General features: G+C 66.8%; 22 protein-coding genes and 2 pseudogenes. 13 read left to right on the forward strand and 11 right to left on the reverse strand.

All coding sequences use genetic code 11. From position 1 onward, the window contains the following. A partial coding sequence (locus tag NKF06_RS14345; protein WP_253245786.1) for a YihY/virulence factor BrkB family protein occupies window positions 1-796 on the reverse strand: 796 nt, incomplete at its 3' end. 170 nt (window positions 797-966) lie between these two features. On the opposite strand from NKF06_RS14345, the gene NKF06_RS14350 reads away from it, so the two are divergent. From NKF06_RS14350 to NKF06_RS14365, 4 genes are read left to right on the forward strand one after another with little or no spacing between them, the layout of a single operon-like run. Next, window positions 967-1248 (forward strand): DUF5789 family protein, encoded by a 282-nt coding sequence (locus NKF06_RS14350; RefSeq protein WP_253245787.1) that lies wholly within the window; start codon window positions 967-969, stop codon window positions 1246-1248. 2 nt (window positions 1249-1250) lie between these two features. After that, window positions 1251-1922 (forward strand): CPBP family glutamic-type intramembrane protease, encoded by a 672-nt coding sequence (locus NKF06_RS14355; RefSeq protein ID WP_253245788.1) that lies wholly within the window; start codon window positions 1251-1253, stop codon window positions 1920-1922. Then, window positions 1919-2524 carry a GrpB family protein gene (locus NKF06_RS14360; protein WP_253245789.1) on the forward strand — a complete coding sequence of 202 codons (606 nt, stop codon included), beginning with the start codon at window positions 1919-1921 and terminating at the stop codon, window positions 2522-2524. The genes NKF06_RS14355 and NKF06_RS14360 overlap by 4 nt, the downstream gene beginning before the upstream one ends. A gap of 50 nt (window positions 2525-2574) precedes the next feature. After that, window positions 2575-3030, forward strand: coding sequence for a DUF302 domain-containing protein (locus tag NKF06_RS14365; protein WP_004972792.1), 456 nt, complete (start codon window positions 2575-2577; stop codon window positions 3028-3030). Between the two features lie 32 nt (window positions 3031-3062). On the opposite strand, the gene NKF06_RS14370 is transcribed toward NKF06_RS14365, so the two are convergent. From NKF06_RS14370 to NKF06_RS14380, 3 genes and pseudogenes are all read right to left on the reverse strand, one after another. Continuing rightward, complete coding sequence (locus NKF06_RS14370) at window positions 3063-3236, reverse strand: hypothetical protein (protein WP_172795784.1); 174 nt, start codon at window positions 3234-3236, stop codon at window positions 3063-3065. A 36-nt stretch (window positions 3237-3272) separates the two neighbouring features. Then, window positions 3273-4534: pseudogene (gene nreA / locus NKF06_RS14375) on the reverse strand (DNA repair protein NreA). Between the two features lie 83 nt (window positions 4535-4617). Continuing rightward, complete coding sequence (locus NKF06_RS14380) at window positions 4618-5598, reverse strand: transcription initiation factor IIB (protein ID WP_042663705.1); 981 nt, start codon at window positions 5596-5598, stop codon at window positions 4618-4620. A 118-nt stretch (window positions 5599-5716) separates the two neighbouring features. On the opposite strand from NKF06_RS14380, the gene rnhA reads away from it, so the two are divergent. Both rnhA and NKF06_RS14390 read left to right on the forward strand, forming a co-directional pair. Continuing rightward, complete coding sequence (gene rnhA / locus NKF06_RS14385; RefSeq protein WP_058827217.1) at window positions 5717-6310, forward strand: ribonuclease HI; 594 nt, start codon at window positions 5717-5719, stop codon at window positions 6308-6310. Continuing rightward, window positions 6303-6863, forward strand: a complete 561-nt coding sequence (locus NKF06_RS14390; RefSeq protein ID WP_253245790.1) for a rnhA operon protein — start codon at window positions 6303-6305, stop codon at window positions 6861-6863. The genes rnhA and NKF06_RS14390 overlap by 8 nt, the downstream gene beginning before the upstream one ends. Before the next feature lie 35 nt (window positions 6864-6898). Here NKF06_RS14390 and NKF06_RS14395 read toward each other — a convergent pair whose 3' ends face one another. Beyond that, window positions 6899-7258, reverse strand: coding sequence for a PadR family transcriptional regulator (locus tag NKF06_RS14395; RefSeq protein ID WP_042663701.1), 360 nt, complete (start codon window positions 7256-7258; stop codon window positions 6899-6901). 335 nt (window positions 7259-7593) lie between these two features. Between NKF06_RS14395 and NKF06_RS14400 the strand changes: the two genes are divergently transcribed. The 4 genes from NKF06_RS14400 to NKF06_RS14415 all read left to right on the forward strand — a co-directional run bounded on the left by NKF06_RS14400 (window position 7594) and on the right by NKF06_RS14415 (window position 11341). Continuing rightward, window positions 7594-8127 (forward strand): inorganic diphosphatase, encoded by a 534-nt coding sequence (locus NKF06_RS14400; protein WP_058827219.1) that lies wholly within the window; start codon window positions 7594-7596, stop codon window positions 8125-8127. Between the two features lie 522 nt (window positions 8128-8649). Further along, complete coding sequence (locus NKF06_RS14405; RefSeq protein ID WP_253245791.1) at window positions 8650-9540, forward strand: rhomboid family intramembrane serine protease; 891 nt, start codon at window positions 8650-8652, stop codon at window positions 9538-9540. A gap of 1 nt (window position 9541) precedes the next feature. Further along, window positions 9542-10369, forward strand: a complete 828-nt coding sequence (locus tag NKF06_RS14410; protein WP_058827268.1) for an endonuclease V — start codon at window positions 9542-9544, stop codon at window positions 10367-10369. 126 nt (window positions 10370-10495) lie between these two features. Then, complete coding sequence (locus NKF06_RS14415; RefSeq protein WP_058827221.1) at window positions 10496-11341, forward strand: SDR family oxidoreductase; 846 nt, start codon at window positions 10496-10498, stop codon at window positions 11339-11341. Window positions 11342-11408: 67 nt separating this feature from the next. On the opposite strand, the gene NKF06_RS14420 is transcribed toward NKF06_RS14415, so the two are convergent. Beyond that, a complete protein-coding gene (locus NKF06_RS14420; RefSeq protein ID WP_253245792.1) occupies window positions 11409-12629 on the reverse strand; it encodes a TRC40/GET3/ArsA family transport-energizing ATPase in 1221 nt (406 codons plus the stop codon). Window positions 12630-12779: 150 nt separating this feature from the next. Here NKF06_RS14420 and NKF06_RS14425 point away from each other — a divergent pair, with 150 nt between their 5' ends. Together NKF06_RS14425 and NKF06_RS14430 are read left to right on the forward strand one after the other, a co-directional pair. Beyond that, entirely contained in the window at window positions 12780-13304 is a 525-nt protein-coding gene (locus NKF06_RS14425) for a CinA family protein (RefSeq protein WP_253245793.1), read from the forward strand. Window positions 13305-13374: 70 nt separating this feature from the next. Continuing rightward, window positions 13375-13899, forward strand: a complete 525-nt coding sequence (locus NKF06_RS14430) for a metal-dependent hydrolase (protein WP_253245794.1) — start codon at window positions 13375-13377, stop codon at window positions 13897-13899. Between the two features lie 62 nt (window positions 13900-13961). Here the strand turns inward: NKF06_RS14430 and NKF06_RS14435 are convergent, their stop codons facing one another. After that, entirely contained in the window at window positions 13962-14726 is a 765-nt protein-coding gene (locus NKF06_RS14435) for a PHP domain-containing protein (RefSeq protein ID WP_172795785.1), read from the reverse strand. Window positions 14727-14824: 98 nt separating this feature from the next. On the opposite strand from NKF06_RS14435, the gene NKF06_RS14440 reads away from it, so the two are divergent. Then, window positions 14825-15127 carry a hypothetical protein gene (locus NKF06_RS14440; protein ID WP_049905009.1) on the forward strand — a complete coding sequence of 101 codons (303 nt, stop codon included), beginning with the start codon at window positions 14825-14827 and terminating at the stop codon, window positions 15125-15127. A 185-nt stretch (window positions 15128-15312) separates the two neighbouring features. Here the strand turns inward: NKF06_RS14440 and NKF06_RS14445 are convergent, their stop codons facing one another. The 4 genes and pseudogenes from NKF06_RS14445 to NKF06_RS14460 all read right to left on the reverse strand — a co-directional run. Then, window positions 15313-15765 carry a transcription elongation factor Spt5 gene (locus NKF06_RS14445; RefSeq protein WP_058827225.1) on the reverse strand — a complete coding sequence of 151 codons (453 nt, stop codon included), beginning with the start codon at window positions 15763-15765 and terminating at the stop codon, window positions 15313-15315. Window position 15766: 1 nt separating this feature from the next. Further along, complete coding sequence (locus NKF06_RS14450; RefSeq protein WP_004044219.1) at window positions 15767-15940, reverse strand: protein translocase SEC61 complex subunit gamma; 174 nt, start codon at window positions 15938-15940, stop codon at window positions 15767-15769. A 193-nt stretch (window positions 15941-16133) separates the two neighbouring features. After that, the gene (gene ftsZ / locus NKF06_RS14455) at window positions 16134-17273 is read right to left on the reverse strand and encodes a cell division protein FtsZ (protein WP_058827226.1); all 1140 of its coding nucleotides are present in this window, start codon (window positions 17271-17273) and stop codon (window positions 16134-16136) included. Window positions 17274-17431: 158 nt separating this feature from the next. Next, a pseudogene (locus NKF06_RS14460) lies at window positions 17432-18045 on the reverse strand (hypothetical protein); the annotation flags it as partial.

Here is an 18045-nt window from a genome sequence, read left to right on the forward strand (position 1 = left end):
GGTGGTCGGCCGCGCCCGCCGGCGAGCGCTCGGAATCGCTCGACTGGACGGTGTCGACGCCGGACCGACCCGTCGCCGCGGTGTCGGCGGTGTCCGGTCCGTCAGACGACGCCGATGGTTCGGCGTCAAGCGGGGTGATGTCCTGCGTCGACGCGCCGCCGTCGGTCGCGCCGGCGTTCGGGGTGGCCCCGGCGCTGTTCGTCTGCGTCTGGACGTCCCCGTCGGGCGTGCCGCCGAGGAAACCGATTCCACCGAGACCGCCGCCGGACTTCTCGACTTCGACGACGCGGGTTTCGCCCTTCTTCGTCACCTGAACTGTGGCCGTGCCGCCGGGGTCGTTCCGCGTCTTGAAGTTGGCGACGCCGACGAACAGGCACCAGAACGTCGTGACCGTGCCGAAGAAGTAGACGCCGACGGTTTCGAGGGTGAGGTCGGGAAGGCCGGCCCCGCAGGTCGCGCCGGTCCACTGACACGGGTAGGCGTGCGAGAAGAGCGCAACGCCGAGAACGGCGATACTCGCCCCGATGAGCGACGCGGCGCGGGTTCGACGGCTCGCGGGGAGGACCGCGAGGACGCCAAGGAAGACGGCGGGGACGCCGATGCCTCCGAGGATGCCCCCGAGTTCGCGCGCTTCGCCGAGGGTCGCCCCGCCGGACGTGTACACGTCGGTCGTCGCGACGACGATGCCCGCGACGACGAGCAACACGCCGAGGAGGAACCCCCCGAAGCCCAGGGACAGCCGTCGGAGACTCGGCCCGCCCCGGCCGCCGTGGTACGCCTCCGAAAGACTGGTCATGGCCCCGACTACGAAAGCAGCCCCTAAAACGATGCGTCAGACGATTATCTGTTTCTCGACACGTCGCGGGCTGTCGATATCCCTAACCAGCCCGCCGGACGCGTCGCCGGCCCGTCATCGTGCATGCGAATCTCGAAGGGATTATCATGCGCGGTGGCTAACTCTCGCGCATGGCTGACGAGGAAGCAGACGAGGCACCCGCCGTCGAACTCGGTACGGGCGCGTCCGTCGAAGGTGCGCCCCTCGCGCGCGTCGCCTCCCGACTGACGTGGCCGCAAGAAAAGAGCAGCATCCTGAACAAAGAAGGCGACGCGGTCATCCGCACGCCCGACGGTCCCCAGAACCTCGACGACGTGCTCGCCGAGGCCGACGAGACCTACTTCGAGACGCGACAGACCTTCGTCGACGACGTGCTCGACATCGTCGGCCGCGGCCCGGTCCAGACGGAATAACGGTGTTGCGCCGCCGGCTCGCCCGCCTCCCGTGGCTCTACCGCGCCCTCATCGTCGGGGGCGTCGTCGGGGCCGCGTGGAGTCTCTGGCCGCTTCCCGCCGGCGACCTCACCTACCGCGCGGTCCACGACGCCCTCCTGTTCATCCTCGTACCCGGAGCGCTCGCGCTCGCCCACGGTCGCAACCTCGGCTGGAACGTCGACCGGGCGGCGCTCCGCAACACGGTTCTCCTCGCGCTGTTCGTTCTCCCCTTCTACCTCGTCGGGTCGAGCCTGCCGTCGATTCGGACGTACTACCCGATGTGGCACACCTCGACCGCGCTCGCCGACTTCCTCCCGCACGCCGCCCAGCAGTTGCTCGTCGTCGTCGCGGCCGAGACGTACTACCGCGGCCTACTCTGCGTCGGCGTCCGCGAAATCGGCCGGAAGAGCGCCCTCATCAGTCCGATTCTCTACGCCTTCCACCACGTCGGCAAGCCGCCGATAGAGCTTCTCCTGTCGGCCCCGACGGACGTGCTGTTCGGCCTCGTCGACTACGAGAGCGACTCGATTCTCCCCTCTATCGTCGCCCACGGCGGCGGCCTCATCCTCTTGGACTGGCTCGTGCTACACCCACCGCTGTTGCCGCCGGAGCGGGTCGCCGCGGCGCTTCAGTGGCTCCCGATTCCGCTATGAGCGACCGCGACCGCAAGGACCGGTCCGTGGCGGACGGCGAACCATATCCGTCGCTCGGCCTCGCCCGCGGCACCGTCGAACTCGTCACGCACGACCCGCGCTGGCGCGAGGCGTACGAGCGCGAGGTCGAGCGTCTGCGACCGCGACTCTGTGCCGACGACGAGAACGGCGTCCGGTTCGAACACGTCGGGAGCACCGCGGTTCCGGGGCTGGCCGCCAAACCTATCATCGACCTGCTCGTCCTCGTCTCCGACCTCGACGACGCCGGCGGCGTCGCGCGGGCGCTCGAAGCCGCGGGCTACGAGGAACGACCCGACGACGACGTTCCCGGCCGCCGATTTTTCGTCCGTGGCCCGCCCGAACGCCGAACCCACTACCTCTCTCTGACCGAAGTCGGGAGCGACTGCCACCGCGAGCAGGTCGCCTTCCGCGACGACCTCCGCGCGAACGACGACCTCGCGGCCGAGTACGAGCGACGCAAGCGCAAACTGGCCGAGGCGCACCCGGACGAGCGGAGTCAGTACACGAACGCGAAGGCGTCGTTCGTCGAATCGGTGCTCAGCGACGTGCTGTACTCGGGTGACGGCGACTCGCTCGTGTAGGGTGAGCACACTACCATACCTTTTCACCGACGGAGAGCAAAGGGTTGGTCATGGCACTCCCAATCGACCCCAGCGCCATCAAACCGGAAGACATCGGCGAGGAACGCGTCGTCCTCGAGATGGAACACGAGGCGGCAATCGAGCGCGTCCGCGAAGCGTTCACCGACGCCGGGTTCGGTGTCGCCACCGAATTTTCGCCCTCCGAGATGCTCAACGAGAAAGTGGACGCCGGCCGCGACCCCTACTACGTCCTCGGCGCGTGTAACCCGAACATGGCGGACCGCGCGCTCGACGCCACCGACAAGAAGATGGGCGGACTCTTCCCGTGTAACGTGGTCATCTGGGAGGAAGAACCGGGCAAGCAGGTGGTCTACCACCTGAGCATCATGCGCGTCGCCCGACTCATCGGTATCGCACCCGACAACGACGAGATGGCCGACATCATCGCCGACACGGGCGAACTCGTCGAACAGGCGCTCGCCAACCTCGACGCGGCCGAGGCGTAGGCGAGATAGCAAGTGGACGCGACCGTCTCGACTTACAGTCCGTCTCGCGCGTCGAGCGCGTCCGCGATGCGCTTCACGTCGCCGCGAATCTTGTACAGCAGGTAGAGCGCGACGAGCGCCGCGACCACGGGGAGGAGCGCGAAAATGCCGTAGATGAGGATGATGATGAGCAGTTCGGGACCGCCGGGAACCTGTAACGGGACCATGCGGAAACGTATTATCCGGCTGTCAAAATACGTTGCTCACGTGAAGTCGAAGATGTCGGTCTGGAGGCCCGCGGCCATCGTGGATTTCCGCCGGAGGTCTGCAAGCGACACCGGGAGGTACTCCGTCACGTCGCGGACGGCGTCGCCGAACGTCTCGGCGTCGGCCATCTCGCCCTCGAACGCGTGGCGGATAGACTCGCGTATCTGCCAGACGCCGACGGGTCCCCAGTAGTCGTCGGAGACGTGCCTGATGACGAGCGCCTTCGCCTGTCGGCCGCGTTCTTGGAGGTGTTCGAGGACGCCGAGTCGGGAGGCGTGGTACGCGCCGGCCGTCTCGTTCACGTAGCCGGTCCGGCCCTCGTAGCCCTCGCGGTCGGCCGCGAGGTACATCCCCGCCTCGGGGTCGGGGTTCCAGACGCTCCCCGGCGCTTTCAGCTCTATCAGTTCGAACTCCCAGCGACCCGGCGTGAGGATGACCCAGAAGGCGTTGCCGATGAACTCGTTGCGGTAGATTTCGACGCCGTCGATGCTGTCGGCGTGTTTGACCTGCCCGCGGAGATACTGTCCGAGCGTGTCGTCGACGGCGGTGATAGACCAGCGCGTCGGGACGAGTCGGCGCTGTTCGGTCTGGCCGAGCGCGCCCGCAGAGAGGATGGTGTTGATGTCGTACACGTCGAAGCCGCGGCGATAGAGGTACGTCATCGCGCCCTCGGCGTTCCAGTCGTCGTCTTCGAGCGTCTTTTTCACCAGTTTGGGGACGTGCGGGTTCTCCGCGAGGTCGGCCGAGCGGGCGCGGGCCCGCGGGCGACCGGCGTCGCCACGTCGTCGGCGCTGGCGTCGAGGTCGAGAGAGGGCTTCCCGTCGAGGCCGATTTCGACCGTCACGGGGCGGTCGGCGATGGCGACCTCGCGTTGCGTCCCGAGGAAGCCGTCCCACGAGTCGGCGACGTTCGTCACCTTCGTCCCGCGATTTGAGTTCAGAAGCGAGGTGCGCCGCTGGAACACGTCGTCGATGCTCACGCCCTCGTCGTACCACGCGGCGCTCGTCTCGAACGAAGCCGCGTCCTCGTCGTGGCCGACCGGCGAGAGGATGCCCGTCGAGACGTTCGGGTAGTTCGACCGCCCGACGAAGATAGACGGGGAGACGCCGCCGTACAGCGAGTCTCCCTGCACCGTCTCCTCGAACCGGTCTTGGAACGTCTCGAGGTGGTCGAGAATGCCGTAGGACTTCTCCTCGGCGAGTCGCCGCCGCTCGGCGCGCTCGTCCCGCTCGATGTCCATGTACTCGTCGAGCCGCATTCACCCGATGTGGGTCGCCCGCGGGTATGAACCTTCGGCGACGCGTCCGGGGTCAGAAAGGGATGCGACTCGCGTGGGCGGGCTCAGGTGTGGATGCCCATCGCTTCGATCTGTTCTTGGTAGCGGTTCCGGATGGTGACCTCCGTCACCTGCGCGACCTCCGCGACCTCGCGCTGGGTCTTCTTCTCGTTGCAGAGAAGCGACGCGGCGTAGATTGCGGCGGCGGCGAAGCCAGTCGGCGACTTCCCGGAGAGAAGCCCCTGTTCCGCGGTCGTCTCGATAATCTCGTTCGCCTTCGACTGGACCTCCTTCGAGAGGTCGAGTTCGGACGAGAATCGCGGGACGTACTTCTTCGGGTCCACCGGCCGCATCTCCAGGCCGAGTTCCTGGGAGATGTAGCGGTACGTGCGCCCGATTTCCTTGCGCTCGACGCGCGATACCTCGGAAATCTCTTCGAGGGAACGGGGAATACCCTCCTTCCGACAGGCGGCGTACAGCGCCGAGGTGGCGACGCCCTCGATGGAGCGCCCGCGAATCAGGTCCTCGCTGAGCGCCCGGCGGTAGATGACCGAGGCGACCTCGCGGACCGACCGCGGGACGCCGAGCGCCGACGCCATGCGGTCGATTTCGCTGAGGGCGAACTGGAGGTTGCGTTCGCCGGCGTCTTTCGTCCGGATGCGCTCTTGCCACTTGCGCAGGCGGTGCATCTGCGACCGCTTCTTCGAGGAGATAGAGCGGCCGTAGGCGTCTTTGTCCTTCCAGTCGATAGTCGTCGTCAGCCCCTTGTCGTGCATCGTCTGCGTGGTCGGCGCGCCCACGCGAGACTTCGACTGCCGCTCGGAGTGGTTGAACGCCCGCCACTCCGGACCGGGGTCGATGCGCTCTTCTTCGATGATGATGCCGGTCTCTTCGTGAATCAACTCGCCGTCGCCGGTCCGAACGACTTCCTCGGGGTCGAGGTCGTCGAGGTCCAACTCCTCTTCTGATGTCTCGTCGTCCTGTGACTCGTCTCCCCATCGAGTCCGGTCGTGCTCACGCTCCCGCTGGCGGGTAGGCCGTTTCATCGCATTTATATATTGTCTATTTCCTTGCACTTCAACCTTTGGCGGGGTTCGTCGGAGTGTCGCTGCGCTCTCAGCGACGAACGGAGCGCCTTTACCGAATCACCGGTGAGGTGACGGTATGCCGACCGTCGAGTGCGACCCCGACGAAGCCCGACGACGACTCGAAGCCGCGGGCGTGTCCGTCTCGCCCGGAAACACCGACCACGAGCGGTGGCGCGCCGAACGCGGTGACGCCAGTGCCGTCGCCTACGACGGGAAAGTCGTCGTACAGGGGTCGCGGCCAACGGATCTGCTCGCGCTCATCCAGCCGAAAGGCGGCCGCGCGCACGTCTACTTCGACGGCGCGAGCCGCGGGAACCCCGGCCCTGCGGCCATCGGTTGGGCTATCGTGACCAGCAACGGTATCGTCGCCGAGGGCTCGAAGCGAATCGGCGAGACGACCAACAACCGCGCGGAGTACGAGGCGCTCGTGGAGGCGCTGTCGGTCGCCGAGGAGTACGGTTACGACGAGGTCGACGTGCGCGGGGACTCGCAGTTGATCGTCAAGCAGGTCCGCGGCGAGTGGAACACGAACGACCCCGGTCTCAAAGAGCGCCGCGTGAAGGCCCGAGAGCTGCTGTCGGCGTTCGACCGCTGGTCGCTGGAGCACGTACCGCGAGAGATAAACGACCGCGCCGACTCCCTAGCCAACGAGGCCCTCGACGATGCCTGAGTCAGAACTCCCCGAAGACGTGCTCGCGGAGGCAGAGCGGTTGACGCGGCTGGCCCGCGACGCCGTGGACCCCGACGAGGCCGCGACGTACCGGTCCGTCCGCGACGACCTCGTGAGCGACTACGAGTTCCGCGCGCGACACCGCGAAGAGGACGACGTGTTGGTGCTCCACCCCGAGGAGTGGGTCGACGACGACGGAGTCGTCAACCCGACCGAGATAGACGACGTTGACCGCGGAATCGAGCGCCCCCTGTCGGGGGCCGGAGAGGACCACGAGTGGGGCGCGGTCGAAGAGCACAACGCGGCGTACGTCGAGGCCGTCGCCGAGGAACACGGCGCGGACCACGCGGCGAACGCGCGGGCGTTCGCGGACTTCCTCGGGAACCACTACGTCCGGCGAATCGAGATGGCTGGCGCTCCCGAAGTGCACGAGTTCGTCGAAGAATATTATCCACGCAACGCGTGGCCGACCGCTGAACAGCGGTCGTTGTTACCGGAGTCGCTCGAGTTGCTCTTCGACGCCGCAGACGCCGAAGTGCCCGAATACAACTGAGCGAACCCCGCGGTTCGTGCGGTGTGTTCAGCCGATTACAGCTTGCCTTCGACGAGCTCCGAGACCATCTCGGCGCGCTCGTCGTCGGTGACGAACTTCGAGAGCATCCAGTCGAAGCGGTTAAGGACCGCCTGGAGGCCGTCGTCGGTCAGTTCGTACTGGTTCGTCCGCTTGTCGAGTTCGCTCTTTTCCACCAGACCCATCTCGACGAGGTCGTCGAGGTTGGGGTACAGACGCCCGTGGTTGACCTCGGTGTCGTAGTACGATTCGAGGTGACGCTTGATAGCCAGGCCGTACATCGGTTCCTCGGCGAGAATGACGAGGATGTTCTGTTGGAACGCGGTGAGGTCCCGAGCCGCACCGGATTTGTTGCCAATTGTTTGTGCCTCTGACATGCATATGGAAATGTCACCTTCCTATTTAAACTTTGTCAACGAGCAGTCTGTTTCGCCGTCGTACGGAGGGCCATTATACAAAGAAATTGGGGCGGAGCGCACACGAGTGCCGGGTATTGCACAGAGTCGAGTCACGGAGACAAACGGAAGACGACGCGTAGTAGCCGGACGTGCATACCCGAGGAATATCTCAGACGCATAGGAGTAGCGTCGTGGGATTCTGTGGGGAATACCTCTACATATAGAGGGGTTCGAAGCGGCCGACGGGACTCGGATGACAGCGGTACGAGACCAATCCCGAAAGGACTTTTGCCCGCATCGAGGATGGGTTCGGTATGGTGAACCTCTGGGAAGACATGGAGACCGGCCCGAACGCGCCGGACGAAATCTACGCAGTCGTCGAGTGCCTCAAAGGTGAGCGCAACAAGTACGAGTACGACAAGGACATCCCCGGCGTCGTCCTCGACCGCGTGCTCCACTCCAACGTCCACTACCCGTCGGACTACGGCTTCATCCCGCAGACGTACTACGACGACGAGGACCCCTTCGACGTGCTCGTCCTCGTCGAGGACCAGACGTTCCCCGGCTGCGTCATCGAGGCCCGCCCGGTCGCGCTCATGAAGATGGACGACGACGGCGAGCAGGACGACAAGGTCATCGCCGTCCCCATCGAGGACCCCCGCTACGACCACATCGAGGACCTCGAAGACATCCCGCAGCAGACGCTTGACGAGATTGACGAGTTCTTCGCGACCTACAAGAACCTCGAGGCCGGCAAGGAAGTCGAGACGCTGGGCTGGGAGGACAAGCAGGCCGCAAAGGACGCCATCGAGCACGCGATGGACCTCTACGAAGAGAACTTCGCGTAAGCGACTTCGCCGCGCGCTTTTTTCGACGCCACCCTTCGAGCGAGAGCGTCGCCGCCGACCCCGGCGTCGACTCCCGAGACGCGTCCGACGGAAACCGACCAGCGTCGGCGGCGCGGATACCCGACAGTTATCGCCGGCGCATCGACCGATAAATTATGCGCATGGGTAATCTTTAGTTCCTGTGTCGGGTACGTCGAGACGAGTATGGCAGCCAAGCAACCCCGTCTCGGGCTTCAGCACCCGACCGTCGTCCCCACGAACTTCACGCCCGCCGACGAGGCGGACGAAGACGCCGAGGAAGCGTCCTCCGAAGACGCGTAACCCCGAATTTCTCGCGCGGTGACTACCGAGAGCGACAGCGATGTCTCCGAGGACAACAGCCACGCGACCGCCTCTGAGATAGCGCACGACCGACGGGTTGGAGCGACGAAACGCCTGAATCCATCCGCCGAAACGTCGTGTGTTCACACACCGCATTCATGAGGGAACCCCTTTTTATCTCGCCGCTGTAAGGCGTTGGTAATGCCTATCTGCGACGTGTGCGGCAAAGACGAGAGTCTGCCGTACCGCTGTTCACGGTGTGGCGGGACGTTCTGTTCCGAACACCGCCTCCCCGAGAACCACGACTGCGCGGGGCTCTCCGACTGGGACGACCCCGCTGGCGTCTTCGATAGCTCTTTCGACGACTCGGTGAACAACAAGGGCGGCCGCGGCGGCGGACTGCTGAGTTCGCTCACGGGCGCCGGCGGCGTGCTCGGCTACTTCCGTGGGAACGTCACCTACCTGTTCCTCGCGCTGATGTGGCTCACGTTCTTCGCCCAACTCGTCTTGGAGCAGTTCCTCGGACTGCCCAACCTCTCGATCAGCGCCTTTTACCTCACGAGCATTCACCCCGAGTACGTCTGGACGTGGGTCACCTCGATATTCGCCCATGGCGGCTTCTACCACATCGTCGGCAACTCCATCGTGTTGTTCTTCTTCGGCCCGCTGGTGGAGCGCTACGTCGGGTCGCGGAAGTTCGCGGCGCTGTTCCTCATCAGCGGGATGCTCGCCGGACTGGCGCAGGTCGGCTCGTCGATGCTCCTGTCGCCGGGAAGCGTGAGTGCCGTCGTCGGCGCGAGCGGGGCCATCATGGCCGTCCTCGGCGTCCTGACGGTGCTCAACCCGGGGCTCCGAATCTATCTATACTTCATCATTCCCGTGCCGCTGTGGCTGTTCACGCTCGGGTTCGCCGGCATCTCGGTGTTCTTCTTCGTCAGCCAGAGCGCCGACGGCATCGCCCACTTCGCGCACCTCATCGGCCTCGTCATCGGCCTCGTCTACGGCCAGCGCGTGAAGGGTCGCCGGAGCGTCCCCTCGCAGATGTCGCTCGGCGGTCGTGGCCCCGGTGGCCCCGGCCGCGGCCGGTTCTGAGATGCGCCCGGTCCGCTCCGACCTCGCGCCGCGCCCCGGACTCTCGCGCGACGAAATGGAGTCGCTTCAGCGCCGAGTCGCCGAGGCCGCTGTCTTCGAAGACGACCTGCCGTTCGACCCGGCGCGCGTCTCGCTCGACTCGCCGGAACGAGAAAGCGAGACGCTCACGGACGCAACGGTACCCGGCGGTGACGCCGATTCGCCACCGCCGCTCGTCGCCGGCATCGACCAGTCGTTTCTGGACGACCGCGCGCTGAGCGCCGTTGTCGTCCTCCGCGGCGGCGAGGTGGTCGAGCGCGTCCACGCCGTCTCGGACCTCGACCTGCCGTACATCCCCGGCCTGCTCTCGTTCCGTGAGGGCGGCCCCATCCTCGACGCACTCGCCGAACTCGACTGCGACCCCGACCTGCTCGTCTTCGACGGCTCCGGCCGCATCCACTTCCGGCAGGCCGGCCTCGCCACCCACCTCGGCGTCGTCTGCGACGCGCCGAGCATCGGCGTCGCCAAGTCCCTCCTCTGCGGGACGCCGGGCGAGGACGTTGACGGCCGGCCGGAGGGCTGGCGAACGCCAATTCGCGCCGACGACTCGGTCGACCCCGTCGGCGGCCACCCCGCCGACCCCGAGACGACTATCGGCTACGCCTTCCAGTCGCGGCAGTACGACTCGCGGCCCATCGTGAACCCGCTGTACGTCAGCCCCGGTCACCGCCTCTCCGCGGAGACGGCGGTCGACCTCGTCTCCCGGCTCTCGGGGTCCTACAAGCTCCCCGAACCGACTCGACTGGCCGACGCCTACGCCGACGAGGCGAAAGCGCAGTACGAAGCGTGAGCTGAGCCCGCGGGCACTTCGAACCCGCGCGCGCTCGCATCGGCTTCTCCGGCCGCCGTCCCGACGAACGCGGCCCAATCGTGGCGAACCGCGTACACTTAACAGCGCGCGGTTCGACCTACCGACGTGCATCAAAAGACGGTCCTCATCACCGGTTGCTCCTCGGGAATCGGGCGCGCGACGGCGCTCGACTTCCTCGACGAGGAGTGGGAGGTTTACGCCACCGCCCGGAACCCGGCCGACATCGAGACGCTGGGGGAACGCGGCGCGAACATCGCGACGCTCGACGTGACCGACCAGGGGGACGTCGACCGCGTGGTCGACCGCATCGCCGACGAGCAGGGCCGCATCGACTGTCTCGTCAACAACGCCGGCTACGGCCAGATGGGCCCCGTTGAGGACGTGCCGACCGAGAAGGTCCACGACCAGTTCGACGTGAACGTCTACGGCCCGCACCGACTCATCCGGGCCGTGTTGCCCCACATGCGCTCGCAGGGCGACGGCACCATCGTCAACGTCTCCAGCGTCGTCGGCCGCGTCGCCTTCCCCGGCACCGGCATTTACGCCGGCTCGAAGTTCGCGCTCGAAGCGATGACCGACGCGCTCCGCACCGAGGTCGAGGAGTACGGCATCGACGCCGTCCTCGTCGAACCCGGTCCGGTCGAGACGCAGTTTTCGAACCGCGTCGACGACGAGGTCAACGGCAACGGCGAAGACGCCGACGGCCTCGAACGCTCGGGCGCGTACGAGAAACTCTACAAGCTGTTCGACGACTCGCAGGCGCTCGGCAGCAGCGGTCCCGGCGCGATTCCGCCCGAACGGGTCGCAGAAGACATCGTCAACGCCGCGAGTTCGACCAAGCCGCGGGCGCGCTACCAGCCCGGAACCGTCGCCCGCGTCGGCGTCCTCGCGCGCTTCCTACCCGACGCGTGGCGCGACGCGCTCTACGGTTTCGCCCGCAAACTTCCCTGAATCCGACCCGTCGCGGTCGGCCTGCGCCGACGGCCCGCGCTGACGACCCCTTCGACTCCGCACGGCGTCAGTCGAGACAGGTCGCGACGACTCGGAGGGCGTCTTCGCCCTGTACTTGTTCTGCGAGCAGCGGCACCCGCTTCACGTCGCGGCCGCGGAAGAGGTTCGTCGCCGAGCGGAGCGCGTCCTGTTGGACCTGCCAGCGGCGCTGGCAGAAGCCGCAGTTCTCCAGGTCGGGCGACTCTATCCACTTGGGGTCCACGTTCGCCACGTCCTCGACGGACTCCATGACGCGATTGACGACGAGCGTCTGGACGGGGATGCCGAACTCGTCGAGCCGCGAGACGAGGCGCTTGGACTCCACGACGCTCATCTCCTCGGGAATCATGACGACGCGGAAGTCGGTCCGCGTCGGGTCGCGGAGGACCGCGCGCAGGCGTTCGATGCGCTCGCGGAGGTCGTCGAGGTCCGCCATGCCGGCCTGCGGGTCGTCGGGGCCGCCGCCGAACATCCCCTTGAGGTTGTCCATCATGCCGGAGAAGCGCTGGCGCATGCGGGCGATGCGGCCGAGCATGGAATCCATCAGTTCGGGGAGTTCGAGCAGGCGGAGCGTGTGGCCCGTGGGGGCAGTGTCGATGACGACGCGGTCGAACCGCGGGTCGTCCATGTATTCGAGGAGCTGCTGCATCGCCGCGGCCTCGTCCGCGCCGGGCATCGGCCCGCCCATCCCCATCGGCCCGTCGCCGCCGAGGAGTTCCTCGAAGCCGCCCATGCCACCGCCCATCCCGCCGAACGGGGAGTCCGAGTCGCCGCCGGCGAAGGGGTTGTCGTCGTCGTACTCGCCGGTCTCGAAGTCGGTCTCGTCGTCGAACTCTTCGCCCGAGCCGTCGCCGCCGGCGAACGGCCCGTCCATGACCGCGTCGGGGTCGATTTCGGCCGCGTAGAGGGGGATCTCCTCCCGAATCCGAGTCGGCTTGTCGGGGATCGGCACGCCGAGCGTGTCGGAAAGAGAGTGCGCGGGGTCCGTGGAAACGACGAGCGTCGCGGTGCCGTCGGCCGCGCTGGCGAGCGCCGTCGCCGCGGCCATCGTGGTCTTCCCGACGCCGCCCTTGCCGCCGTAGAGGACGTAATCCGGGGCGTCGATGCCCTCGGGGAGGTCCTCGGTGTCGGTCGACGTGACCTCGTCGGGGTCGGTGACTTCCACCTCGATTTCGGCCGGCCCGTCGTCGCCGGCGTCGTCGTCTTCGTCGGCGTCGGGTCGCTCCGTCGGCTCAACGTCGATGTCCATGTCGGACCCGACACCGCGGGGCTTTGTGTACTTCTCGGTCTCGGAACCGCCGGTGGACTTTTAGCCGGTCGCCTCGGTGTCGACCGCGGCACCAACCCCGCAGGTAACTTCCCCGGTCCGCTTTTGTCCCGACCGCCCGTCGTCGGTCGTATGCGCGAGTTCGCATCCGACCCGCCCGAGGAGGTCCACGTCGGCGACGCCCTCCGCGAGGCGGACCACACCGTCGCGGTCGCGGAGTCCTGCACCGGCGGTCTCATCGGGTCGCTCCTGACTGACGTGCCCGGCTCCAGCGACTACTTCGACCGCTCGCTCGTCACCTACTCCTACGACGCCAAGCGCCACGAACTGGCAGTCTCACGGGAGTCGCTGGACGAACACGGAGCCGTCTCAGAACCAGTCGCCCGCGAGATGGCCGCCGGTGTCCGCGACGTGGCCGACGCGACGTGGGGGCTGGCGACGACAGGTATCGCCGGCCCCGAGGGCGGCCTCCCCGGCAAGCCGGTCGGCACCGTCTTCGTCGGCGTCGCCTTCGCCGCGCCGTGGGGGTCAGGCGACTCCTACGCCCGCGTCGAGCGCTTCGAGTACGACGGGTCGCGGACGCAGGTAAAAGAACAGATTGCGCGCGGGGCGCTGGCGCTCCTCCGCGAGGAAATCGAATCCGCCACGACCGGCTGAGCCGGTCGCACGGCCGCCGTCGGTCGGTTCCGTGGGAAAGCTTTGTATCCCGCCGGACCAGTCTGCATCCATGAACAAGAAGGGACACGTGCTCAACGCCATCCTGTTGGCGCTCGGGCTCGGCGTCATCCTCACCGTGGACCCGCGGTCGTTCGAACCGACGATGGATTCGGCGTTCCTCCTCGCCCAGAAAATCGGCCAGTTGTCGCTACCCGTCGTCCTCGGGGCGCTGTTCCCCGACGTTGACACCGCCTTCGGCAAGCACCGCAAGACGCTCCACAACCTCCCGGTGCTGGCGATATTCCTCTCGTTCCCACTCATCTTCGGTAACCTCCACTTCGTCTGGATCGGCGTCGCCACCCACTACGTCCTCGACATGGTCGGCTCGAAGCGCGGCATCGCGCTGTTCTACCCGCTGTCGCCGCAGGAGTACGACCTGCCGACCGGCGTGGCGACGAGTTCGAAACACGCCGACGCGGTGACCGTCGTCGTCACGGTCGCCGAACTCGGCGTTCTCGCGGGCGTCCACTACTACCTCTTTTCGCTCGACGTGTCCCTCGCGGACGCCGCGGCGACGTTCACCGCGGTGCTCTGAGGGCGGGGCGGCCGCGATGCTGACGGATTCTGGCGGGGTCAACAGAACTCCGCTCAACTCACTCAGTAGACGCTCACGTCGTCGAACCGACCGTCGTAGGCGATGTGGCTCGGGTGCGTCGGCTCCATCCCCGAAAGCAGGAGTCGGTCGACCTTCCCCCACGAGTTCTCGTAGCCGAGGTGGGCGAACTCGGCCGCACCGCGGAGCGCGTGGGAGACCCCTGTGCGGCGGACGACCCGGCGTTCCGCTCCCTCGCGGAGTGCAGTGACGAGGTCGGCCTCGGAGTCGATGTCGCAGTCGAACTCAGTCCACGCCTCGCCGACGGTGCCGCGGAGGTGCGCGTAGGACGACGCGAACCCCGGCAGCCCCGTCTCGCGGGCGATGTCGCGCCCGCGGCGGTTGTCCCGCGGCAGAGTCTTCGTGTTGTACGTCTCGACGGCGTCGATGTCGTCGCGGCGGGCGGCCACGTCCTCGGCGGTGAGACTCACCGTCAGGAACTCGGGGTGCGGGACGAGCGTCGCCGCGTCCTGCCGGTCGAACTCCGCGAAGGCCCCGTCGAGGGTGATGAAGTCGGGCACGGGGTCCGAGAGGCCGACCGCGAGGACGTGTTTCCGGTCGCGCCACGACCCCGTGAACACCTCGCGGGCGGGGACGACGAGCAGGTCGTCGTCGGAGAACCGTTCCGCGCGGGCGCGGATGTCGGGCAGGCGGACGAAATGCGGCGCGTAGACGAGCACGTCGACACCGCGGGCTTTTGCGCGCGAGACGACCCGCTCGTCGAGAATCTTCACGTGCATATCGACCCGCGTCGTCGTGGTCGCGCTCACACGGTACGGTCGGGTCAGCCATCAGTTAGTGGTTGCTATTTGTCGAACGCCGGACGGTCGAAGAAACGGTTTTGTCGCTCACGTCCGTCGGTGGGAACATGTCCCGGTGGAAGTGCGGAATCGAAGGGTGTGACGGTCGGTTCGAAGACGCGGAAAGCGCGGTCATCCACCAGACGGTGGAACACGAGCGCCACGAGTGCAAGGTGTGCGGGACCATCGTCCCCGAGGGCTACTTCGCGATTCGACACGCCTTCGACGAGCACACCCGCGCCGAGTTCGTCCGCGCGTACGACGCCGACTCCTCCGCGGTCCGCATCCGCGAGGACGTAAAGGACGCCGTCGAGGCGGACGCCGACCTCAACAGCGTCGTCGAGACGCTCCGCGAGCAGGGCGCGCTGTAGACGAGTCGGAGAGTCAGGCTGGTCGCGGTGGGACGCGACACGGTCGTGCGAGACGGCCTCGTCGGTGACTGTCGGGGGACATGGGAGTCACCGGGTGGGTGGATATCGACGGGGGACGCGGCGCTCTTCGCGCGGTGAGTCGAGCCGAGACTGAGAGAGAAGAGAGTCCTCGTCGGGGCGGACGCTTACCGCTCGTCGGAGTCGAGGACGCGAATCTGGTCCCCGCGGACGGTGACCGGAATCGGGACCGTCGCCTCGTACAGTTCGACGGTGACCTGGTCTTTCGTCTCGTCGATGCGCTGGACGCGCGCCTTCTCGCCTTTGAACGGGCCGGCGATGAGTTCGACGATGTCGCCCTCCGCGATACCCTCCACGTCCGGCGTCGGCGAGAGGAAGTGTTCGACTTCGGCCATGCTGGAGGTGCCGACCGCGCCGCCGCTCTCGACGAGGCCGCGGGCGTGCGGAATCTCCTCGAGGACGCGCGTGACGATACCGTCGTCGTCGGCCTCGACCATCACGTAACTCGTGAGCGAGTCGGGCGCGAGGACGGCGTGAATCTCGGCGAAGTCCTTCGACGCGATCATGTCTGCAACCGTTCGCTCCTGGCGAGCGGTGGTCTTTACGGCGAAGATGGGCATCTCAGACCCCTCCGGGGAGGAAGCTCATGACCGCGAAGATGATGAAACCGAGCAGTCCGACGAGGAAGATACCCGCGCCGGCGATTTTGGAGATCTGGGAGAACTCCTGCCAGGACGGGGTGCTCGCGAGTTTCAACACGCGAACGTAGCTGTTCAGGTCGTACTTAACGTCCATGTTGCTGGGGCCTAAGGCGTCGGGCTTTTTCTATCTATTGATGCACCGTCGAGCCGAATTCGGTCTCGAAGGCGAGCGAGAACGCCGAATCCGGCGGAGTGACGCCACTACTCGGAACGCGAGGGGAGGAGAACGGAGGGCATCCGGGCCGCGGGAGCGGTGGACACGTTCCCGGCCGCGTCGCCGACGGCGACTACTCGACGTAGTCGATGTCTTCGAGGCGACCTTCGGCCTGCGACTGCACCTCGCCGTTGCGGCCGTAGATTTGAGGCGACTCGACGCCGGTGACGACGATCATCGTCCGCATCATGCCTTCGAGCTCGTCGTCGACCGAGGTCCCCCAGATGATGCGCGCGTCGGGGTCGATGCGGTCGTAAATCTCCTCGACGACGCCTTCGGCCTCCTCGATGCTCATGTCGGAGCCGCCGGTGACGTTGACCAGCGCGGAGTTCGCGCCGGAGATGTCCACGTCGAGAAGCGGCGAGCGGAGGGCGGACTTGACGGACTCTTGGGCCTTGGACTCGGAGTCGGACTCGCCGAGACCGATCATGGCGACGCCGCCGCGCTCCATGACCGTCTTCACGTCGGCGAAGTCGAGGTTGACGAGACCGGGCTTGGTGATGAGTTCGGTGATGCCCTTGACCGAGCGCATCAGTACCTCGTCGGAGACCTTGAACGCCTGCCGGACGGGGAGTTTGCCCACGGCGTCGAGCAGGCGGTCGTTCGGCACGACGATGACCGTGTCCGAAACGTCGCGGAGCCGTTCGAGACCGGCTTCGGCGTTCGTTCGTCGCACCTCGCCTTCGGCCGTAAAGGGCGTCGTGACGATGGCGATGGTGAGCGCGCCCGACTCGCGGGCCGCCTTGGCGACCACGGGGGCCGAGCCGGTACCGGTACCGCCGCCGAGTCCGGCGGTGACGAACACCATGTCGGAGCCCTCGATGGCGTCGTAAATCTCCTCTTGGGATTCGAGGGCGGCCTCCTCGCCGACCTGCGGGAGCGAGCCCGCGCCGCGGCCTTGGGTCTTCTGCTCGCCCATGAGAATCTTCGTGTCAGCCCCGATCTCCACGAGGTGTTGCACGTCGGTGTTGGCGGCGACGAGCTTCGCCCCCTTGATTCCCTCCTCGTGCATCCGATTGACGGTGTTCCCGCCGGCACCGCCGCACCCGACCACCGTGATGTTGGTCTGGAGGTCTTTGAGAACCGCTTTCAGTTCGTCGTCAGTCATCGTCCCGGACCGGTTGATGTTGGTCGAGTCGTCGACCTGAACCGACTCATCCCCCATGTCCTCGGCCTCGGCCTCGTCAATTGCGTCGCCGACGATAGAGTCCATATTTATGGAGACGGTTTACGGAGGACAACTAATTATCTTTCCCCCTTCCGTCAGACATCTGTCCGACGAGCCGCCGATTCGTGCCGAAACGTGACATGTGAGCCCGCGGCACAGAACGGCTCACGGGACGAAATCGGTTGGCCGCGCTCCGCCGGGGGTCACACCGTGAACTCGACCAGCCGCTCTTTCGAGACGTCTTCGGGCGCGACGGTCTCGCCGTCAATCTCGACCGGTTGCCCGGCCGAGAGCTTGCCGAACGCCGGGCCCTCGGGAACGCCAAACTCGCGTGCGGCGGCGGGGTCGAACGCCCGAGCCGCCGCCGTGACCGCCCCGTCGTCGCGGACGACGCTGTCGTATTTCTCGCGAAGCACGTCGCAGAGCCGCGACACGAGTTCGTCGTAGCCGTCGCCCGCGACGGCGGCACGACCCACCGCGCGCGTCCCGCCCTCGGTCGTGTGGAAGGCGACGGTCGTCTCACGGACCGCGTCGAGCGCGGCGTCGAGGTCGATGCCCTGCGCCTCGCCGAGCAGGCCGTCGGGGAGCGAGACGACCGCGTAGTCGTCGGCGTGGACGTGCGCGCCGAAGCGGAGGCCCTCGTCGACCGCGGTGATGTCCGCTTCGAGAGCGGCGACGCGGTCGAGGGGGACGCCCGAGGTCTCGCGGACCCACGTCTCGGAGACGACCCGAAACCCCTCGGCTTCGAGGGCGGCCCGGCGAGGTCGTCGCGGTCGCCGTCGACCGAGCGCGAGGTCGGCGTCGGAGCCTCGGAAGC

Source organism: Haloferax sp. AB510, assembly GCF_024136985.1.
Classification (GTDB): domain Archaea; phylum Halobacteriota; class Halobacteria; order Halobacteriales; family Haloferacaceae; genus Haloferax.

Bases quoted from the DNA above. Each gene is read 5' to 3' on its own strand.
- NKF06_RS14400 (WP_058827219.1), top strand. From the start codon at position 7,594: ATGGTGAACCTCTGGGAAGACATGGAGACCGGCCCGAACGCGCCGGAC.
- ftsZ (WP_058827226.1), bottom strand. From the start codon at position 17,273: ATGGACTCTATCGTCGGCGACGCAATTGACGAGGCCGAGGCCGAGGAC.
- NKF06_RS14350 (WP_253245787.1), top strand. From the start codon at position 967: ATGGCTGACGAGGAAGCAGACGAGGCACCCGCCGTCGAACTCGGTACG.
- NKF06_RS14370 (WP_172795784.1), bottom strand. From the start codon at position 3,236: ATGGTCCCGTTACAGGTTCCCGGCGGTCCCGAACTGCTCATCATCATC.
- NKF06_RS14430 (WP_253245794.1), top strand. From the start codon at position 13,375: ATGAACAAGAAGGGACACGTGCTCAACGCCATCCTGTTGGCGCTCGGG.
- NKF06_RS14420 (WP_253245792.1), bottom strand. From the start codon at position 12,629: ATGGACATCGACGTTGAGCCGACGGAGCGACCCGACGCCGACGAAGAC.
- NKF06_RS14425 (WP_253245793.1), top strand. From the start codon at position 12,780: ATGCGCGAGTTCGCATCCGACCCGCCCGAGGAGGTCCACGTCGGCGAC.
- NKF06_RS14405 (WP_253245791.1), top strand. From the start codon at position 8,650: ATGCCTATCTGCGACGTGTGCGGCAAAGACGAGAGTCTGCCGTACCGC.
- NKF06_RS14450 (WP_004044219.1), bottom strand. From the start codon at position 15,940: ATGGACGTTAAGTACGACCTGAACAGCTACGTTCGCGTGTTGAAACTC.
- NKF06_RS14440 (WP_049905009.1), top strand. From the start codon at position 14,825: ATGTCCCGGTGGAAGTGCGGAATCGAAGGGTGTGACGGTCGGTTCGAA.
- NKF06_RS14360 (WP_253245789.1), top strand. From the start codon at position 1,919: ATGAGCGACCGCGACCGCAAGGACCGGTCCGTGGCGGACGGCGAACCA.
- NKF06_RS14390 (WP_253245790.1), top strand. From the start codon at position 6,303: ATGCCTGAGTCAGAACTCCCCGAAGACGTGCTCGCGGAGGCAGAGCGG.
- NKF06_RS14395 (WP_042663701.1), bottom strand. From the start codon at position 7,258: ATGTCAGAGGCACAAACAATTGGCAACAAATCCGGTGCGGCTCGGGAC.
- NKF06_RS14410 (WP_058827268.1), top strand. From the start codon at position 9,542: ATGCGCCCGGTCCGCTCCGACCTCGCGCCGCGCCCCGGACTCTCGCGC.
- rnhA (WP_058827217.1), top strand. From the start codon at position 5,717: ATGCCGACCGTCGAGTGCGACCCCGACGAAGCCCGACGACGACTCGAA.
- NKF06_RS14380 (WP_042663705.1), bottom strand. From the start codon at position 5,598: ATGAAACGGCCTACCCGCCAGCGGGAGCGTGAGCACGACCGGACTCGA.
- NKF06_RS14365 (WP_004972792.1), top strand. From the start codon at position 2,575: ATGGCACTCCCAATCGACCCCAGCGCCATCAAACCGGAAGACATCGGC.
- NKF06_RS14445 (WP_058827225.1), bottom strand. From the start codon at position 15,765: ATGCCCATCTTCGCCGTAAAGACCACCGCTCGCCAGGAGCGAACGGTT.